Below are 18739 nucleotides of genomic sequence, written 5' to 3'. Positions count from 1 at the left end.
GGATCATCTAGCGCTTTACTTCTTTTGCGGAAAGGAGTATTATGACCTTAAGTTGCACCGAGGAAATATATTTGTACTGTTGCAACAATGATTATCGTTCTCAATGGCGTTCTCATCATGACTTATGGCAAATGACAACCTGAATACAATTCCATATTCTTTTTAACATGCTGTCCCGGCTAAGCCGGGGCAGCATGTGTCATTTTAGGGGTCATAAGAATGGCTCTCATTCTCAGTGAGAGGCGGGCGCATGCTCCCGAAGCAAGTTTTGTTGCGAAGGGACACAGGAAGCTTATGCTTCACAAAACTTTACAGGAAGGTGATTACTATGCAAGCAACTAAACATTTACCCCGCGAAGGGGCTTTATCTCGAGGTGCTAAGCCACCGGGTGCACCACAACCCCGGAGATTCGATCCCCGGGCCATGCTGAGCAACACAGAAATGCAAGCCGCGCTAGGCAGCGGGCTGATCATGCTGCTGGCTTGGGCAGTAGGCGGCTGGTCTCAGATTCTGTCTATTGTTCTTTACGTAATCTCATATACGATCGGCGGCTGGATCAAGGCTAAGGAGGGCGTGGAGACACTGATCAAGGAACGCGACCTCGACGTCAACTTGCTGATGATTGCTGCGGCGCTGGGTGCTGCGACCATTGGATACTGGAACGAAGGGGCTATGCTAATCTTCATTTTCGCCTTGAGCGGAGCGCTGGAGAGCTATACGATGGAGCGCAGCAAAAAAGACATTTCCTCACTCATGGCCTTGAAGCCAGCCACTGCGGTACGGATTGAACAGGGTGCTATGAACGAGGTGGATATCGAGCAGCTGTCGATCGGCGACCTGCTGCTGGTTCGCCCTGGCGAACTGATCCCTGCCGACGGTCTGGTTTGCCGGGGGGAATCAGCTGTCGATCAATCCTCTATTACAGGAGAGTCGCTACCTGTAGAGAAGTCTTCAGGGCATGAGGTGTTTGCTGGTACGGTGAACGGGGAAGGCCCGCTGTATATTGAAGTGACCAAAGCTGCAGGGAACACTCTTTTTGCCAGAATCATCAAAATGGTAGAAGAAGCAGAGACCGAGGTGCCGGACTCGCAGCGTTTCATTAAACGTCTGGAGGCGGTGTATGCCCGGGTGGTTGTAGGAACAACCCTGGTTCTGATGCTGGCCCCTCCGTTTTTGCTTGATTGGAGCTGGAGCGATACTTTTTACAAAGCTATGGTGTTCCTGGTTGTGGCTTCACCCTGTGCATTGGTGTCCTCCATTATGCCTGCGATGCTGTCGGCCATTTCCAAGAGCGCACGCAAAGGTATTCTGTTCAAGGGCGGGTTGCACTTGGAGAATATGGCCCGGACCGCTGTTGTTGCTTTTGACAAGACAGGGACATTGACCGAAGGCGTGCCACAAGTGACGGATTTCATTGCTGGAGAGGGGTATGACGAGCGAGAACTGCTGATGGTTAGTGCTTCGATCGAGAATATGTCCCGCCATCCGTTGGCGGAGGCGATTGTGCGCAAGGCCGAGGAAGAAGGGTTGGAGCTGCGGGGCGTGCAGGACAGTAAATCCTTGACGGGATGGGGCATTGAAGGAACAGTTGACGGAAAAAGCTGGCGGATCGGCAAGTCCAATCTGATGGATGAGTTGTCTTCATCCCCGGTCAGTGTTGATCTGGAACAATGGATGTCTACACGCCGCAGACTGGAGGGCGAAGGCAAAACGGTATCACTAATTATGGACGGGGAGCAGATCGCGGGAATGATCGCATTGCAGGATTCCTTGCGTCCACAAGCGGAGGCAGCGGTTCGGAAGTTGCAGCAGCTTGGGATCAAAGTGGCGATGCTTACCGGCGACCGGTCAGCAACGGCTGAAGCGATCGGGGCGAAGACGGGAGTGGATCTGATTTTTGCCGATCTGCTGCCAGAGGATAAAGTGGCTCATGTTCAGGCATTGCGTGAACAATACGGACATGTGGTCATGGTCGGTGATGGTGTGAATGATGCGCCTGCACTGGCAACGGCAACGGTGGGTCTTGGGATGGGCATGAAGGGCAGTGGTGCTGCCCTGGAGATTGCCGATGTTGTTCTGATGAATGACAATATCGAAGAGATTGCCTCGACCATTGCTTTGGCCCGGCGTTCTCAGCGCATTGTGAAGCAGAACATGATTTTTGCCGTAACAGTAATCGCCACACTCGTGATCAGCAACTTGATTCAGGGCATCGCCCTTCCGCTCGGGGTTGTGGGCCATGAAGGCAGCACCATTCTGGTTATTCTGAACGGACTGCGGCTGCTGCGCTGAGGTCAAGGGTGGAGGATATTTTATAATAAGATTCCTACTGAATTCGTTGTTCTGGCAAGTTCTGATGTTGGTATTGACCCTAAATTGAACTTGTGAAAATAACGTAAAGGCACCTTGTTCAGCCTATTAATTTCTAGAAATTGAATTGTTCACAAAATAGTCCGCGAGGGAGGAGTCTGGCATATTGACAGATTCCTTTTCTTTTATCATAATAAGTACTACATTATAATTATTTTAAATAAGAACTGACGCTAATGCCGTCCGTCATAAGGAGGATATAGTCATGTATAAATCTATTATCGTGGGTACTGGACCTGCCGGATTGACTGCTGCAATTTATCTGGCCCGTGCCAACCTGAACCCACTGGTTATCGAAGGACCGCAACCGGGCGGACAATTAACTACAACTACTGAAGTAGAGAACTTCCCGGGGTTCCCGGAAGGAATTATGGGTCCGGATCTTATGGACAATATGCGCAAGCAGGCTGAACGTTTCGGTGCAGAATTCCGCACTGGATGGGTGAACAGCGTGGAACTGGGCGAGCGTCCATTCAAGCTGAACGTGGAAGGTATGGGCGTTCTGGAGACGGATACCCTGATTCTGTCCACCGGTGCAACAGCCAAATACCTCGGTATTCCTGGAGAACAGGATAATGTTGGACGCGGCGTGAGCACGTGCGCTACTTGCGACGGATTCTTTTTCCGTGGTAAAGAGATCGTGGTTGTCGGCGGCGGTGACTCCGCGCTGGAGGAAGCTGGCTTCCTGACCCGTTTTGCCTCGAAAGTAACTTTGGTGCATCGCCGGAATGAGCTGCGTGCCTCCAAAATCATGCAGGACCGTGTCCGCGCTAACTCTAAAGTAGAGTGGGCCTTGAACCGTAATCCGCTGGAAGTAACCTCTGGTGACAACGGCGTGAACGGATTGAAGGTTCTGAACAATGAGACCGGACAAGAAGAGATCATCGAAGCTAGCGGCGTGTTCGTGGCGATTGGCCACCACCCGAATACAGCATTCCTCGGCGGACAGATTACTACGGATAGCAACGGCTATATCGTGACTAATCCTGGTACCTCCGAAACAAACATCCCGGGCGTATTCGCTTGCGGCGATGTGCAGGATACCCGCTACAGACAAGCTATTACAGCAGCAGGCAGTGGTTGTATGGCAGCTATGGATGCTGAGAAATACATCGAGAGTCTGGAGCACAGCGCAGTTATTCTGTAACTTGGTATATTACGCACTGCGGTGCTACAATAGATGATGTTATATTGGGTACAAAAGAGGGCTGTCGCCCCATATTGAACAGGAGGAGATCATACGATGGAAAACGTAATTGTGTACACATCCACCAACTGTCCGCATTGCCGTCAGGTAAAAAGCTTCCTCGGCGAGAAAGGCATTTCCTACGAGGAGCGCAACATCGAGCAGAACGATGATTTTGCTCAGCAGGTCTGGGATATGGGGATGAGAGCCGTGCCTGTAACTGTGATTGGCGATTTCAAAATCGTAGGCATGAACAAGCTCCAATTTGACAAAGCTTTGGCAACTTTATAATAGATGGCCATTTGGCTGGAGAAAAAGCCGCTTCCGTTATGGAGGCGGCTTTTTTGCGGGCAACGAAAGGCCAGTCGGTGGAGCAGACGCAGCATATTTCTTTTACCCTATTAAAAGTTAATGGGCTTCATTAATTCTTCTAGTTGTTAGACCAACAACATAATCATCTGAAAAACCACATATACGGCAACACCGCTGCCGATTAGCATGAATCCGGATTTTTTTCTGGACTGGAACAGGCGCAACACACCGAGACTGACTAAAGGCGCGATAATGAGCAAAAATAGCAGTACAGTGATGAACATTTGTGCCGAGATATCAGACGTATCCACATAGGTCATAGACGCTCTCTCCATTTCAGAAAAAAGGGTGATGGTGAAAAATATCACACCGCGTACCCTTCATTATATAGGATTGAAATTGTTTTTACTGCACCTGAGACCAAAAAAAATAGGCGATTTTACGTCATTTTACAGCTATGAGTTTCATTCGGCCGTCGATCGAAGTTCTTGCCTGATGAGGTCGAAAGGGATCTCCTACAGCGTTACGCGTGTGTCTCCGAGAAAATGCATGACAGCGGCAAAAGCAGCGCCAATCATGGCTCCACGGCTGCCTAGCTCAGAGAATATAATCTGGAGCTGCTGCTTGTGATAAGGCAGTGTTCGCTCCGCAACTACACGTTGCAACGGCTCGATCAGCCAGTCCCTGGCCACGGACAGCGTCCCTCCGATAACAATCAGCTCCGGGTTGAAGCTGTTGATCACGTTGGTCAGTCCAATGCCTAGCGCTTCGCCCATGACATTGAAATGACGCAGCGCATCTTCCTGGCCGATCTCCGCGTATCGGACCAGTTCCGGCGTAGTCCGCGCCGGGAGGTGGAGATCAGGCTGATCATAGGTTTTCTCCGAAGCATATAATTCCCAGCAGCCGCGATTGCCGCAGCTGCACGGCTGGCCGTCCGCCTCGATGGACATATGCCCGGTCTCCCCGGCATAGCCCCGTGCGCCCTTGTACAACTCGCCGCCGATAATAATTCCGGACCCGATCCCCGCTCCGGCACTGATATAGAGCAGGTGGCGGATATCCCGTGCTACGCCGAAGTTCAGCTCTCCTTGCGCCCCGGCGTTGGCTTCATTGTCGACAGTGACCGGAACGCCAAACTCCTTCTCCAGCAAAGCCCGCAGTTCTACCATTTCCCAACCCAGGTTGGGTGCAAACAGGACTACGCCATTCTCGTCAACCATACCGGGGACTCCGGCGCCGATGCCTACGATTCCATAAGGCGTGTTGGGGGCTGTAGCAATCAGGCTGGCGATCATCCCTTTCATCTCGCCAAGCACATGCGGCAGCTGGTGGTTGTCCAAAGGCCTATGGATCTCCTCCAGAATACCTCCACCCAGATCACAGAGAACAGCCGTGATCTGTTTGACACCCAGCTCAATACCTACAACGCTGCCAGCCATGCTGTTGAAGTGCAGGATCAGCGGCTTGCGGCCGCCGCTGGAGATCCCCGGTCCTGCTTCCGTAACTAGCTGCTCGTTGCATAGTTCTGCTACCAGATTGGATACGGTTGCTTTATTGAGCCCGGTCATTTCCGAGACCTTGGCCCGGGAGATGGGGGAATGCTTGCGGATGGTATGGAGCACAATCGATTTATTTATCTTTTTGACCAACGCCTGGTCACCGGTTACCTTCACGAATCACACTTCCTTCTTAAGAACGTTCCCACGAATAACATGCCATTTAGTCTAAAACGATAGTCAGCAAAATGCAACTTCCACCACTTACCCACGGGTAGAGGAGTCCAGAATTGCAGTTCGAATGGTTAGCATAGGGTGAGATAAGCAGTAAAATAAAAACTTTGTTTAACCAATATACAAAGTCTGAAAGGTGTGTTAATATGATGCTGTAAACGCTTGCGGGCGAGCATAATTGATGAGGAGGATTACACAATGGCCTATTTTGAAACCGTGAATAAGATCGCTTATGAAGGCAGCCGTTCCACCAATCCATATGCATTCAAATTCTATAATCCTGAGGAAATCGTAGCCGGCAAAACGATGGAGGAACACCTGCGGTTTGCCATGGCATATTGGCACACATTGACTGCTGGAGGCTCCGATCCGTTCGGCGCAGAGACTGCTGTGCGGAGCTGGGACAAATTGAACGGACTGGATAAAGCGAAGGCGCGGGTAGAGGCGGCATTTGAATTTTTGGAGAAAATGAACCTGCCCTACTTCTGTTTCCACGATGTGGACATCGCACCGGAAGGGGCTTCCCTGCGGGAATTCTATAGCAATCTGGATATCATTGTAGAGCGGATCGAGCAGGGCATGAAGTCTTCTGGTAAAAAGCTGCTCTGGAACACAGCCAATATGTTCACCAACCCACGCTATCTGCATGGTGCAGGTTCCACCTGCAACGCAGATGTCTTTGCCCATGCGGCGGCCCAGGTGAAGAAGGGACTGGAGATCGGCAAGCAGCTCGGCGCTGAGAACTATGTCTTCTGGGGCGGACGTGAAGGTTATGAGACGTTGCTTAATACAGACCTGGGTCTTGAATTGGATAATATCGCGCGCCTGTTCGGTCTGGCTGTGGATTATGCCAAGGAAATTGGATTCGACGCCCAGTTCCTGATTGAACCTAAGCCGAAGGAGCCTACCAAGCATCAATATGACTTCGATGCGGCGACAACTATTTCTTTCTTGCAGAAATACGGCCTCGACAAGCATTTCAAGCTCAACTTGGAAGCGAACCATGCCACACTGGCCGGACATACCTTTGAGCATGAGCTGCGTGTAGCCCGTATCAATGGTATGTTGGGATCGCTGGATGCCAACCAAGGCGATACCTTGCTGGGTTGGGATACCGATGAATTCCCTGTGAATATCTATGATGCTACATTAACTCTGTATGAGGTATTGAAAAATGGTGGCTTGGGCCGTGGCGGCATTAATTTTGACGCGAAGGTCCGCCGTCCGTCCTTCGAGCCGGAGGATCTGTTCCTGGCACATATCGCCGGTATGGACACGTATGCCAAGGGCCTGAAGGTAGCCGCCAAGCTGATCGAAGACCGCGTGTTCGACGACTTTATCGACAAGCGATACAGCAGCTTCAAGGAAGGCGTCGGTGCTGATATTGTCTCCGGCAAAGCTACCTTGGCCTCGCTGGCGGAATATGCGCTGAACAATGAGAACCCGCGTCGCAACGAGTCAGGCCGTCAGGAACTGCTTAAGGCGACCCTGAACCAATATATTTTGGCGGAGTAGGAAGGGGTCGATCATCTGAGCGTGCTTAGGGTACCAAGCTATGATGGCAATAAGCGAGTGGCAGACCATCCTGGTAAAATGTGAGCGCCAAGCCTTACTGGCAAGATGTGTACTGGCAAAAAGCAAGCATCGAGCCGTACTGGAAAAAGCGAGCACTAAGCCGTACTGGCAAAAAGCAAGCACCGAACTATACTGGCAAAAAGCAAGCACCGAACTATACTGGCAAAAAGCGAGCACTAAGCCATACTGGTAAAATGAAAGCACACAAGCCAGATCGCAACGGAGGTTGCTGAAGAGGGCATTCTTCGGCAGCCTCTTTTTATACCGTACTTTGGTAGAATAGACGTGCCTATTAGCAAACTAGGGGGATTATGATGAGATATGTAATTGGTGTCGACCTCGGGACCAGCGCAGTCAAGACCGTTCTGGTCAACCCGCAGGGGACGGTGGTTTGTGAGCATTCGGAAGCTTACCCGCTAAGCCGGCCCGAACCCGGCTGGAGTGAGCAGAATCCCGAGGATTGGGTGCAGGGGACGTGTGATAGTTTACGCCGCTTAATGGAGAAATCGGGGATAGACCCTTCTGCGGTAGATGGGCTTAGCTTCTCGGGACAAATGCATGGCCTGGTTCTGGTGGATGCTACTGGTCAGGTACTACGTCCGGCCATTCTGTGGAATGATACCCGCACTACGGCCGAGTGCCGCAAGATTGAAGCGACACTGGGCGCGATGCTGACCGAGATTGCTAGAAACCGCGCGCTGGAAGGCTTTACCCTCCCGAAGCTGCTCTGGGTGCAGAGTCATGAACCGGAGGTTCTGTCGCAGGCTAGCCTGTTCTTACTACCGAAGGACTATGTGCGGTACCGGTTAACAGGAAAATATGCGATGGACTATTCCGATGCTGCCGGAACGCTTCTGTTGGATGTTGGTGCTAAAGAATGGAGCGCTGACATCGCCGGAGCCTTCGGATTGTCGCTGTCGCTTTGTCCTGAACTGGTCGAATCCTTCGACCTGACCGGCACTTTGCTGCCTGAGAGTGCTGCAGCCTGCGGACTTCTCCCCTCCACGAAAGTATTTGCCGGAGGCGCGGACAATGCCTGTGGTGCATTAGGGGCAGGCGTTCTGGGTGAGGGAAAGACCATGTGCAGCATCGGGACCTCGGGGGTTGTTCTCTCTTATGAGAGCAACAAGGATTTGAATTTAGAGGGCAAAGTACATTTCTTCAACCATGGGGAGAAGGATGCCTACTACATTATGGGGGTCACCCTTGCGGCGGGGCATAGTCTTACTTGGTTCAAGGAAACTTTTGCCGCGGATTTAAGCTTCGACGAATTGCTGCAAGGAGTAGCCTCCATACCGGCAGGAAGTGGAGGGCTGCTGTTCACTCCTTACCTTGTCGGAGAACGGACTCCGCATCCTGATGCGACCATTCGAGGCAGCTTTATCGGAATGGATTCCGGTCATACGCTGGATCATTTTACGCGTGCAGTGCTTGAAGGTATTACCTTCTCGCTGCGCGAGTCCATTGAGATTGTCCGGGAGTCTGGTAAAGTAATTACCGAGGTTATTGCAATTGGCGGCGGAGCGAAGAATGAGACATGGCTGCAAATGCAGGCAGACATCTTCGGTGCCGATATCGTGAAGCTGGAGAGCGAGCAAGGTCCGGCGATGGGGGCAGCAATGCTGGCTGCTTACGGCAGCGGCTGGTTCGCTTCACTTGCTGAATGTGCTGATGCCTTCATCCGCCGGGCAGAGGTGTATACGCCACAGCCGCAGCAAGTCGAAACGTATGACGGGTTGTTCGGCCTCTATCAGGAAGTGTACGGGCAGACCCGCGAGTTGAACCGCAGCCTGGCTGCATACCGGAAATAATGAGATCTAACAAGTAAAATAAAAACGGCTATCTAAAAAGGCCAACCAGTAAAAAGTTACTAACTTGATTTTGAGTTAATAAGAATGACAGTTAGCTTTTTAATTAGTTTATGTTCGCTCTGGTTGACCTAATAAAACGAAGAGAATGTCCAAGAGCCACAGGCATAGGGACATTCTCTTTTTGCATGAACCGCCCTAATGGGATGAATCGTGGTGGTTGATGATTGATGGTTGGTACTTGGTGATTGATGGTTGGTGATTGGTGGTTGATGGTTGATGGTTGATGGTTGATGGGCGGTGATTGGTGGTTTGTGGTTGGTTGTTGGTGAGTTGATGGTTGATGGTTGGTGATTGATGGTTGATGGTTGGTGATTGATGGTTGATGATTGATTGGCGGTTTGTGGTTGGTTGTTGGTGAGTTGATGAGTTTGAGATTAGGGTTGGTGGCTTGTACGTCGTGGCTGGTAACGCATCATTCGTAGCTCGAAATCGGCAGTTCGCAATTTAGAGCTTATTTCAGAAGTGTAATTAACGGCAATTTTGTACCTTAAATTGTCAGTATTTAAGGGGGTGTGGAAAATAAGTGCAATATTGTACGTTAATTTTCCACAATAGCCCTCTCAGTGTACTTTTTTCAAAAATAAGGTACAAAAACGCTCTTATTCTCCCTATTTACCTCTATTTCGGAAAAATAAGGTACAAAAATGCTCTTAGTTGAGGAGGTAGGGCTAATTTTCATTGCTGGATTGGCTCCTGTGTCCATCCTTAGTTTGAAGTAGATACACTTTAGCACTTGGCGCGGACGCTCCGGGAACAAACATCCGGAGATTCCGGTAATCTCTGTTGCGCGGCATGGAGAAGGTGACGCCTCTGATCGACAGGCTTTCGTTTGCAGACAATCGACGGAAGCACTCTTTACTTAATAAAAAGTTTCGTCCATATGTTTTCCATGCAAATTTGAGGTTCCAATGAGCAGGAAGGCTCCTGCTTTTTTTTCATAAACATAGTTTACATTAGGCTCATCCTTATATCGTACCTCTGCTTGATAATCTCCGGATTTAAAGCTGTATACGCCTCTGATCCCTTGAATATCCTCCGGGGGATAAGATCTTGTATGAATAAGGTATGCCCTTACTTCGTTGGCTGCTTCGCTTTTCTTTTGTGGAAGCCCGGTCAATGAGAAATAGACAGCAGCACAGATAAGAATCATTAGCGTGAGGGAGAACACCTGAATCCATTTCCTTCTGCTCAAGAGACACCTCCAACTTATATGAGGAATTAGAATATTATAGTAATTATACCACGTGCATAGTGTTGCTGTTCATCTCCTGATCGACGGTGCAATCCATGGGATTGAGGACAAGACCAACTAGTCTAAAACTATCCGCTTGATCCTTTGAACGCTTAAGTTGATAATGAGAAGCAAGGGTTGAATAATCTTTTGTGGATATCGTGAAGATTGCAGTCGTGGAAACGGAGTTTCCGGCATTTAATATATAATCAGGCTATTGAATTGCGTGCGTGCTCTATTTAAGATTAAAGGTATGCAAGTAATGAGGCGCGGGAGGCAGAAAAATAGTATGAGGAAGATTCGTTTTACATTGGGAAAGGCTGTTCTCGGCGGGATCATCATTGCTGCAGCCATACCTCCGGCGATTTATTGGGGCTGGGATTATGCCTACGCGGCTGACAAGCCCGCTGCGCTCAGCTCGATATCCCAAATGGCCGAGAGACTAACGGGTGCAATGAACAATCGGAGAGAGACAATTACGTTTACTTACGAAGGCAAGACTTCCAATTTGAAAAATGGGATACAAACTGCACTGGATCAGGCGATGGGCAGCGATCCTTACCTATATTATATTGTGGACAGCTACGGCTTTACCTACCGGGGAAGCAGCCATTCCGCTAATGTCACCGTACAGGTCAAATACCGTGAAACCCTGCAGCAGACCGCATATGTCAATAAACAGGTGGCAACTGTGCTTAAGGAGATCATCAAACCGGGGATGAACAATCATGAGAAGGTGAAGGCGATCCATGACTGGGTGGTGCTGTACCTGAAATATGATACCTCCTACACCCGTTATACCGCCTATGAAGCGCTTCAGAATCGTAGTGCAGTTTGCCAGGGCTATTCGTTACTTACCTACAAGCTGCTAAAAGGGGCCGGTATCCCCAATAAAATTGTAGAGGGGACCGCTAAACCGGAGGGAGGCTCCACCCTGTCGCATGCCTGGAATCTGGTCCAGCTTGATGGACATTGGTACCACCTGGACACCACCTGGGATGATCCGACACCCGATCAGGCCGGTGTGGCTAGCCACAATTATTATATGAGGACGGATGCACAGATGCGTCGCGACCATACCTGGACCAAGCCTTATCCGGCAGCAACTAAGGGATACCACAAGACGCTTGCGGAGCTGGTTAGTCAGGGCGGACCGAAAGTCGCCGTGTACGAAAAACTGCAGCAAGAGCTTCACTATGAACTGTATGATGAAGGACGAGTCATCCGTTCGGTATCCGATCTGAAGTCGCTGGCTGAGAAGGCAGTAGCATCCGGGGAGCAATCGTTGTTGTTCCGTTACCGGGGCAGTGCCAAATCGCTTACAAATGATCTTCAAGTGCTGTATGCGTTGGGATTGAGCGATCCTTCCTACACTAGCAGCAAGTTCGACAATACCGGTGATCTTAGAGTGTATGTGGTTTGGAAGTAGCCTTGTATAAGAAATAGACCCTCGTCGGTATTGGTCACAGAATCATTTAGAAATGGACAGGGCCATGAAGAAGAGTGGGGTAGTTCTGAAGTATTTCGTCATTGTTAAAAGAAAAGTGCATATGTATTTAGCTACAAAAAAAGGAAGAGGCGCTTGAGCCTCTTCCTTTTTAATATGTTCCTATTCCCTTATCTTCCTATTCCCTTATGTTCTTATTCTTTATGTTATTAATCCCTTGCGCTGCTTGGGCTAACGCTTGAAATCTACTTGGCCTCAGGGCTGAGGTCGCATTGATCCAGCGGCACGATGGAGCTCTTGCGGAACCAGCGGTAGCCGACCCAGATCAACAGGAACAGCGGCAAGCTGATGTAGGAGACGAGAATGCCGTACCAGTCGATACGTCCACCTGTGAAGGCGCCCATGTTCTGACCCAGTATTGCGATCATGCATAGGACAAAGGCGAAGAGTGGTCCGAATGGGAACCATTTTGCCCGATAAGGCAGCTCATCGAGAGAATGCCCCTGCGCGACAAAGGCGCGCCGGAAACGATAATGGCAGACGGCAATGCCGAGCCAGTTGATGAATCCGCACATCCCGGAGGCATTCAGCAGCCAGTTATAGACGGCACCATCACCGAAAAAGGAAGCCAGGAAGGCCAGCATCCCGACGGCCGTGGTTACCAACAGAGCACCTACAGGTACACCGCGTCGGTTGAGCTTGCCCAGCGCACGCGGGGCCATGCCGTCTTTAGCCATGGCGTACAAGACGCGGGTGGAAGCGTACATTCCCGAATTCCCCGCCGATAATACAGAGCTGAGGATGACAGCATTCATGACCGAAGCGGCGATGGCGAGGCCTGCCTTGTTGAAGACAATCGTGAACGGGCTGACACCGATATCATCGATCCCGCCACGAAGCAGATCGGGATTCGTATAAGGGATTAGCATCCCGATGACGAAGATAGCCAGGATATAGAAGATCAAGATGCGCCAAAATACTTGACGGATCGCAAGCGGCACATTGCGGCGCGGATTTTCACTCTCACCTGCAGCAACGCCGACAAGCTCAGTCCCCTGAAAAGAGAATCCGGCTGCCATAAAGACCCCGACAAAGGCGAAGAATCCGCCATGGAAGGAGGTGCCGCCGAGCTGGAAGTTGCTGAAGCCGACCACAGTTCCGTCACCGCCCATGATACCGAAAATCATAAGTACGCCTACAGCGAGAAAGACAACGACGGTAATAATTTTAATAATGGCGAACCAGTATTCTGATTCTCCGTAGCCCCGTGAAGACAGGAAGTTCAGGCCGAACATCAACAGCAGGAACACTAGGCTCCACAGTACAGACGGGCTGTCCGGGAACCAATATTTGATGATGACGGTGGCGGCGGACAGCTCTGCGGCGATCGTCACCGCCCAGTTGTACCAGAAGTTCCAGCCGATGGCGAAACCGAAGGCAGGACTGATAAAGCGGGTGCCGTATGTGCTGAAGGAACCGGAAGCCGGCAGGTACGTAGCCAGCTCACCCAGGCTGGTCATTAGAAAATAAACCATGATCCCCACAGCACTATAGGCGAGCAGCGCACCACCTGGACCCGAGGCGGCAATAGCGCCGCCGCTGGCGAGGAATAGTCCTGTTCCGATTGACCCGCCCAGCGCAATCATCGTGAGATGTCTGGCCTTGAATGACTTCTTCAGTTCGGTTGCAGGGCCGCTCCCAGTCTGAGGATGACTTGTTTCTTGCATGAAATAAACACTCCTTCTATTCTCATGTTTCTGTTCATGAACGGGGAGTGTGAAGGCCATGCACCGGGTAACGGGGCATCTGCGTCAAATGATGAACGCAAAGAAACCGCAGACGTTCGCTGCGGTTTCTGGATAGACAGCTTCCGCATCATACTCCCTGAGAAGATAGCGCAACACAGTGCATTCCCTATGCAATAGGAAAATGCCCCGTGACAGTTCCGTTCCTTTCGGAAACGGTCCCAGCCTGCGCCGCAGGTAGAGCGGCAGCACAGGCTTCGGCGGATAGACCTTTCGGCAGCGTGTCATCGACGGCTCTTCAACGTCTCTACGCGCGTACTCTTCCTATCCGCGACCTCTACCTCATCCTAGGTATGATGAGGCTATCTTTACTACTTCATTCGTTTATAAACACAACAGCAATCAGTATAGATCATCTTCCAGCAGCGAGCAATGACAAAATACGGAAGTCTGGGCCTTACGTGCGGCGGCGCTCCGACATTTGCTGCCAGACCGTTCCGGCTGCTTCCTCGCCGGAAGCGATGCGCTCCAGCGCCATGCGCGCTTGCAAGCCCACCTCAAACTCGGGGTCCTCTGCCGCGAGGACCAGCGCATCCTGCGCTTCTGCGGTACCGACCTCATAGAGGAACCGGGCAGCGCGCCAGCGGACCAGCTTGCTGCTATCCGTCAGCGCCGCCGTCATGACAGGCGTGGCGGCGGGATCGCCGATGTCGGACAGAGTATCGCCCGCAGTACGCCGTACGGCTGGGGAGCTGTCCTTCATCGCTGCATAGAGCAGCTCCATCGCTTCGGGCGTGCGCAGGTCGCCTAAGTAGACAACCGCAAGCCTGCGAATATGTAGCTTGGGATCATGCAGTGCTGTGCCCAGCTCCGGAAGCAGCTCCGGCGTTGGCGCCAGGGCCTCCAGCGCGGCGTAGCGGACGCGCCAGTCTTCATTCTTCAGGTCTTGCAGCAGTTCATCTCTGTCCTTGTCGGCCCGCTGCTCGACGAATTCGTCCGCAGTCCCGTGGGCGATGGCCTGCTGGATGAGGGAATCCAGGCGTTCCTGCGGGTACGCTGCTTCCAGTTCCTGCTCCACCTCGCGCGCGATATCGGCGGGCTCACCGTATCGGACGCCGTAGTCCGTGAGCTTGCGCTCCTTGATCATCACGGCGCTGGCTACAGCGGTGACCGCTTCGGTGAAGCGGGAGGCCAAGCCAATGCGCTCTTCGTTCGCGCCGGTCTTGACGCGGATTTGTATCGGAATGCCGCGGAACATTTGCACGAATACTTGGGCTTCTCCGAAGTGGGCCCCGGCGTTCTCGTCGGTTAAGCTCCAGTCGTCGGTCAAGCCTTCGCCGCTCCCGAAGCGGGACTGAACCTCCCGGAGAATCGCTGCCCAGTCGGCACTGCCCTTGCGCTCCAGTGCGGCAAAGTCTGCGGCATGATAGATGCTGGTCACACCGGGAATGGTCAGCATTTCCCGCGCCCAGGACGGGGCGGAACGCTGGCTTTCCGGCGTATAGGTTCTGCGGATGCCCGCTTCGAGACTTTCGTCCAAATGAAGCTTCATCGTATTTGGACTTGGCGTCGGTTCAATAAAAGTAATCTTCATACGTAGCTCCCCCTAAAATGGATTATGTCCTGTCCACATTTTACATCATTTCCGCCGCTGAACACAAAGCCTGTCAACCTTTCAGCGCAAGCTTAGTCTATAGCAGGAATGGGTAAAATGAATAGAATCAGGCCCGGGTCAGGAAAAGTCCGGCAAGCGATTCTTCCGATAAAAGGGCGCACGCTTGCGCTGCAAACTGGATATTTTGCAAATATGTCTGTCAAAACCTATAGTTAATATATATTCGCTTGCCACGGAGTTTGCCCGGCAAACCTGTGAAGGAGAGATTGAGATGGCTAAAAAAATTCGCTACAACAATATCGATAACGTCAGCACCGACAAGAAGCTTAAAGAATTTCGCCAATGGCGGGAAGAACGCCGCCGGAAAATCAAGGATTACTCTTATGTAGTGCCGAACGTTCCCCCCAGATTGTCCTATCTGGCGGAGAACCGCCTGGAGACAAGTATCACCTGGATAGGGCATTCTACCTTTTTTATACAATATGAAGGCATGAACATTATTACCGATCCGATCTGGGCCCGGCGTCTGGGCTTTGAAAAACGGCTGGGAGAACCCGGCATGAGTCTGCAGGATGTGCCTCCGATCGACATGATCCTCATCTCGCATTCTCATTATGATCATCTGCATATCGCCTCCATCCGCAAGCTCTACGGTGCGGGAACGACCATTGTCGTACCCGTGGGATTGAAGCGGAAGATGGTCCGCAAGGGATTCCGCAGCTGTGTGGAGATGCAGTGGTGGCAGGAGCTCACCATTGGTAACATCAAGCTGTCCTTCGTGCCCACCCAGCACTGGACACGGCGCACTCCTTTTGACACGAACACCTCACATTGGGGAGGATTCATTCTGGAGCCGGCGCAGCCGGAGAAACATCCTGCTGAAGGCGGCACGAGACGTGAGCTGCCTCCTAATCTGTATTTTGCCGGGGATAGCGGTTATTTTCCGGGCTTCAAGGAGATTGGCCGGCGCTTCAAGATCCATATTGCCCTTATGCCAATCGGTGCTTATGAGCCGGAGTGGTTCATGACCTCACAGCATGTCAATCCGGAGGAAGCGATGCAGGCCTTTTTAGATGTAGGTGCGGAGACAATGATTCCTATGCATTATGGTACCTTCCGGCTTGCCGACGATACGGCCAGAGAGGCGCTGGACCGGATGGAAGAAGCAAGAAAGGCACATGGTATTTCGCAGGAGCGAGTGCGGGTTCTCAGCTATGGAGAGACGCTTGTCGTGAAGCCGGAAGCACGGACAGTAGAGCAATGAGTACGAAAGTGCATTTTTGGTGTAAACTTCCCGCTGGATACGCCACTTTGACGGGTAATTATAATGGGTTTTATGCTATAATGAGCCGGAAGCCTATGTGAAAAGGATGGTAATGCTTAATGATTAGTACAAGCGGCGTAACACTCCGCTACGGAAAACGCGCACTATTTGAAGATGTAAACATAAAATTCACTCCTGGTAACTGCTACGGCCTGATCGGCGCCAACGGGGCAGGTAAGTCTACCTTTCTGAAAATTCTGTCCGGCGAGATTGAAGCAAACACCGGGGATGTGCATATCACTCCCGGCGAGCGTCTGGCCGTCCTGAAACAGAACCATTTCGAGTACGATGAATTCCCGGTGCTTGAGACGGTAATTATGGGTCACACCCGCCTGTACGAGATTATGAAAGAGAAGGATGCCCTTTACGCGAAGTCCGATTTCTCGGAAGCTGACGGTCTGCGTGCCGGTGAGCTGGAAGGCGAATTTGCGGAGCTGAACGGCTGGGATGCTGAGCCGGATGCGGCAGCAATGCTGATCGGTCTGGGCATCATGCGTGAATTGCATGACAAGAACATGGCCGAACTTAGCGGCAATGAGAAGGTTCGCGTGCTCCTGGCGCAGGCCCTGTTCGGTCGTCCGAACAACCTGCTGCTCGATGAGCCTACCAACCACTTGGATCTGGAATCCATTGGCTGGCTGGAGAACTTCCTTATGGATTATGAAGGCACCGTAATCGTGGTATCTCACGACCGTCACTTCCTGAACAAGGTGTGTACGCATATTGCGGATATCGACTTCGGTAAAATCCAGATGTATGTCGGTAACTACGACTTCTGGTATGAGAGCAGTCAGTTGGCACAGACTTTGCAGCGTGATGCCAACAAGAAAAAGGAAGACAAGATCAAGGAGCTTCAAGCCTTTATTCAGCGTTTCTCGGCCAATGCTTCCAAGTCCAAGCAAGCGACCTCCCGGAAGAAGCAACTGGAGAAGATTACGCTGGATGACATTCGTCCTTCCAACCGTAAATATCCTTTCCTGAACTTCAAACCGGAGCGTGAAGCTGGCAAGCAGCTGTTGACTATCAGCGGATTGTCTAAATCGCTTGACGGTGAGAAGCTGCTGGATGAGCTTAGCATTGTAGTTAACAAAGGCGACAAGATTGCCTTCGTAGGTCCATATTCTCAACCTAAATCGCTGCTGTTCGATGTAATTATGGGCGAGAAGGAAGCCGATGCCGGTGAATATACTTGGGGGGTTACCACTACTCAAGCTTATTTCCCGAAAGACAACTCCAATTATTTTGACGGTGTGGACATGAACCTTGTGGAATGGCTGCGCCAGTACTCCAAGGATCAGGATGAGACCTTCCTGCGCGGCTTCTTGGGCCGTATGCTGTTCTCCGGAGAGGAAGCGCTGAAGAAAGCGAGCGTGCTGTCCGGGGGAGAGAAGGTTCGCTGTATGCTGGCGAAAATGATGTTGAACGGGGCGAACGTGCTGGTCTTTGATGAGCCTACGAACCACTTGGATCTCGAATCCATCACAGCACTGAACAACGGGCTGATTGACTTTGACGGTACAATCCTGTTCACTTCGCATGACCATCAGTTCATTCAGACGATTGCTAACCGGATCATTGAGATTACACCGGCTGGCGTTATCGATCGCACGATGAGTTATGACGAGTACCTGGAGAGCGATGAGATCAAGGAACTGCGCAAGCGCATGTACCCTGTAGAAGTTTAATTTAAAATTGTTGCTCCCTTGCAGGGAGTGTTAAAGACGAAGCAGCCTGTTCGATCCCTCGGGATTGAACAGGCTGCTTTTCTTAATGTTCTAGAAACAGCAAAAACGGCTGCATGCTCCCTTCAGGGAGTACGCAGCCGTTTGGCTGTAACCTATGTGCCTGCCCCTGAATCAGGCCGGGCTGTTTGACATTGCCCGACCGGGTAGGGGAACAGGACCCACTAGGACCCGCCAGTACGGCGGCGCTGATTGTTAGGCTTTTTGTTGTTCTGGCTTTTTAAGGGTTTGGCCGAACCTGCCTGGAATGAAGATCCCGGCTTGGCGGAAGATTGCTGCTTCTTCTGCTCAAGCTTTTTGCGGATCGCATCGGCAAGATTGATTTTTCCTTTTTCGGTGTTTTCGCTCATTGTGTTAACCTCCTTGGGAGCAAGTCCTTCACTTTATTCTAATGGTTTTTATTTGCTGCTACAAGGGCGAGAATAGTTGAAGGAATTCTCTACGTACGTTAATAGAACAGTAGGGGAGCAGCGGATTTGGGAGTTATTTATGAAGATATTGTCTCATGGTGAATGTGGGGGGCTTGCAGGTCATTTGGAACCTAAAGCCTAGGTGGGAATTCTATTTACCTAATACATTCCATCTTC

Annotated in this window: 15 protein-coding genes and 1 riboswitch; of the genes, 9 read left to right on the top strand and 6 right to left on the bottom strand. The window is 51.3% G+C overall.

Annotation, left to right across the window (positions count from 1 at the left end):
• Positions 1–328 precede the first annotated feature (328 nt).
• From HPT30_RS12665 to HPT30_RS12655, 3 genes are all read left to right on the top strand, one after another.
• On the top strand, positions 329–2293 hold the full coding sequence (locus tag HPT30_RS12665; protein ID WP_175371749.1) for a heavy metal translocating P-type ATPase: 1965 nt from the start codon (positions 329–331) through the stop codon (positions 2291–2293).
• A gap of 283 nt (positions 2294–2576) precedes the next feature.
• Positions 2577–3518: a thioredoxin-disulfide reductase gene (trxB, locus tag HPT30_RS12660; RefSeq protein WP_175371748.1), complete on the top strand. Its 942-nt coding sequence runs from the start codon at positions 2577–2579 to the stop codon at positions 3516–3518.
• A gap of 96 nt (positions 3519–3614) precedes the next feature.
• Complete coding sequence (locus tag HPT30_RS12655; RefSeq protein ID WP_066365963.1) at positions 3615–3848, top strand: glutaredoxin family protein; 234 nt, start codon at positions 3615–3617, stop codon at positions 3846–3848.
• A gap of 146 nt (positions 3849–3994) precedes the next feature.
• On the opposite strand, the gene HPT30_RS12650 is transcribed toward HPT30_RS12655, so the two are convergent.
• Entirely contained in the window at positions 3995–4189 is a 195-nt protein-coding gene (locus tag HPT30_RS12650) for a hypothetical protein (RefSeq protein ID WP_175371747.1), read from the bottom strand.
• Between the two features lie 195 nt (positions 4190–4384).
• Entirely contained in the window at positions 4385–5545 is a 1161-nt protein-coding gene (locus HPT30_RS12645; protein ID WP_175371746.1) for an ROK family transcriptional regulator, read from the bottom strand.
• A gap of 255 nt (positions 5546–5800) precedes the next feature.
• Here HPT30_RS12645 and xylA point away from each other — a divergent pair, with 255 nt between their 5' ends.
• Complete coding sequence (gene xylA, locus HPT30_RS12640; RefSeq protein WP_175371745.1) at positions 5801–7117, top strand: xylose isomerase; 1317 nt, start codon at positions 5801–5803, stop codon at positions 7115–7117.
• 374 nt (positions 7118–7491) lie between these two features.
• The gene (gene xylB / locus HPT30_RS12635) at positions 7492–8988 is read left to right on the top strand and encodes a xylulokinase (protein ID WP_175371842.1); all 1497 of its coding nucleotides are present in this window, start codon (positions 7492–7494) and stop codon (positions 8986–8988) included.
• A 919-nt stretch (positions 8989–9907) separates the two neighbouring features.
• Here xylB and HPT30_RS12630 read toward each other — a convergent pair.
• On the bottom strand, positions 9908–10240 hold the full coding sequence (locus HPT30_RS12630; protein WP_175371744.1) for a DUF3139 domain-containing protein: 333 nt from the start codon (positions 10238–10240) through the stop codon (positions 9908–9910).
• Positions 10241–10568: 328 nt separating this feature from the next.
• Between HPT30_RS12630 and HPT30_RS12625 the strand changes: the two genes are divergently transcribed.
• The gene (locus tag HPT30_RS12625) at positions 10569–11708 is read left to right on the top strand and encodes a transglutaminase domain-containing protein (RefSeq protein WP_175371743.1); all 1140 of its coding nucleotides are present in this window, start codon (positions 10569–10571) and stop codon (positions 11706–11708) included.
• 263 nt (positions 11709–11971) lie between these two features.
• Here HPT30_RS12625 and HPT30_RS12620 read toward each other — a convergent pair whose 3' ends face one another.
• Positions 11972–13453 (bottom strand): amino acid permease, encoded by a 1482-nt coding sequence (locus tag HPT30_RS12620; protein WP_175371742.1) that lies wholly within the window; start codon positions 13451–13453, stop codon positions 11972–11974.
• Between HPT30_RS12620 and HPT30_RS29965 the strand changes: the two genes are divergently transcribed.
• Positions 13448–13651, top strand: a complete 204-nt coding sequence (locus HPT30_RS29965; protein ID WP_246317055.1) for a hypothetical protein — start codon at positions 13448–13450, stop codon at positions 13649–13651. The genes HPT30_RS12620 and HPT30_RS29965 overlap by 6 nt on opposite strands.
• A riboswitch (Lysine riboswitch) is annotated at positions 13612–13819 on the bottom strand. It overlaps the preceding gene by 40 nt.
• A gap of 109 nt (positions 13820–13928) precedes the next feature.
• Here the strand turns inward: HPT30_RS29965 and HPT30_RS12610 are convergent.
• Positions 13929–15065 carry a virulence factor gene (locus HPT30_RS12610; protein ID WP_175371740.1) on the bottom strand — a complete coding sequence of 379 codons (1137 nt, stop codon included), beginning with the start codon at positions 15063–15065 and terminating at the stop codon, positions 13929–13931.
• A 292-nt stretch (positions 15066–15357) separates the two neighbouring features.
• Here HPT30_RS12610 and HPT30_RS12605 point away from each other — a divergent pair, with 292 nt between their 5' ends.
• Together HPT30_RS12605 and HPT30_RS12600 are read left to right on the top strand one after the other, a co-directional pair.
• Positions 15358–16350 carry an MBL fold metallo-hydrolase gene (locus HPT30_RS12605; protein ID WP_175371739.1) on the top strand — a complete coding sequence of 331 codons (993 nt, stop codon included), beginning with the start codon at positions 15358–15360 and terminating at the stop codon, positions 16348–16350.
• Between the two features lie 119 nt (positions 16351–16469).
• Complete coding sequence (locus HPT30_RS12600) at positions 16470–18095, top strand: ABC-F family ATP-binding cassette domain-containing protein (RefSeq protein WP_175371738.1); 1626 nt, start codon at positions 16470–16472, stop codon at positions 18093–18095.
• A 221-nt stretch (positions 18096–18316) separates the two neighbouring features.
• Here the strand turns inward: HPT30_RS12600 and HPT30_RS12595 are convergent, their stop codons facing one another.
• Positions 18317–18502: a hypothetical protein gene (locus HPT30_RS12595; protein ID WP_175371737.1), complete on the bottom strand. Its 186-nt coding sequence runs from the start codon at positions 18500–18502 to the stop codon at positions 18317–18319.
• Between the last annotated feature and the right edge of the window lie 237 nt (positions 18503–18739).

The organism is Paenibacillus agri (genome assembly GCF_013359945.1).
In the GTDB taxonomy this organism is placed as follows: Bacteria; Bacillota; Bacilli; order Paenibacillales; family Paenibacillaceae; genus Paenibacillus_AQ; species Paenibacillus_AQ agri.
Note: the sequence above shows the minus strand (reverse complement) of the source record. Positions and strands in the feature narration are given on the sequence as shown.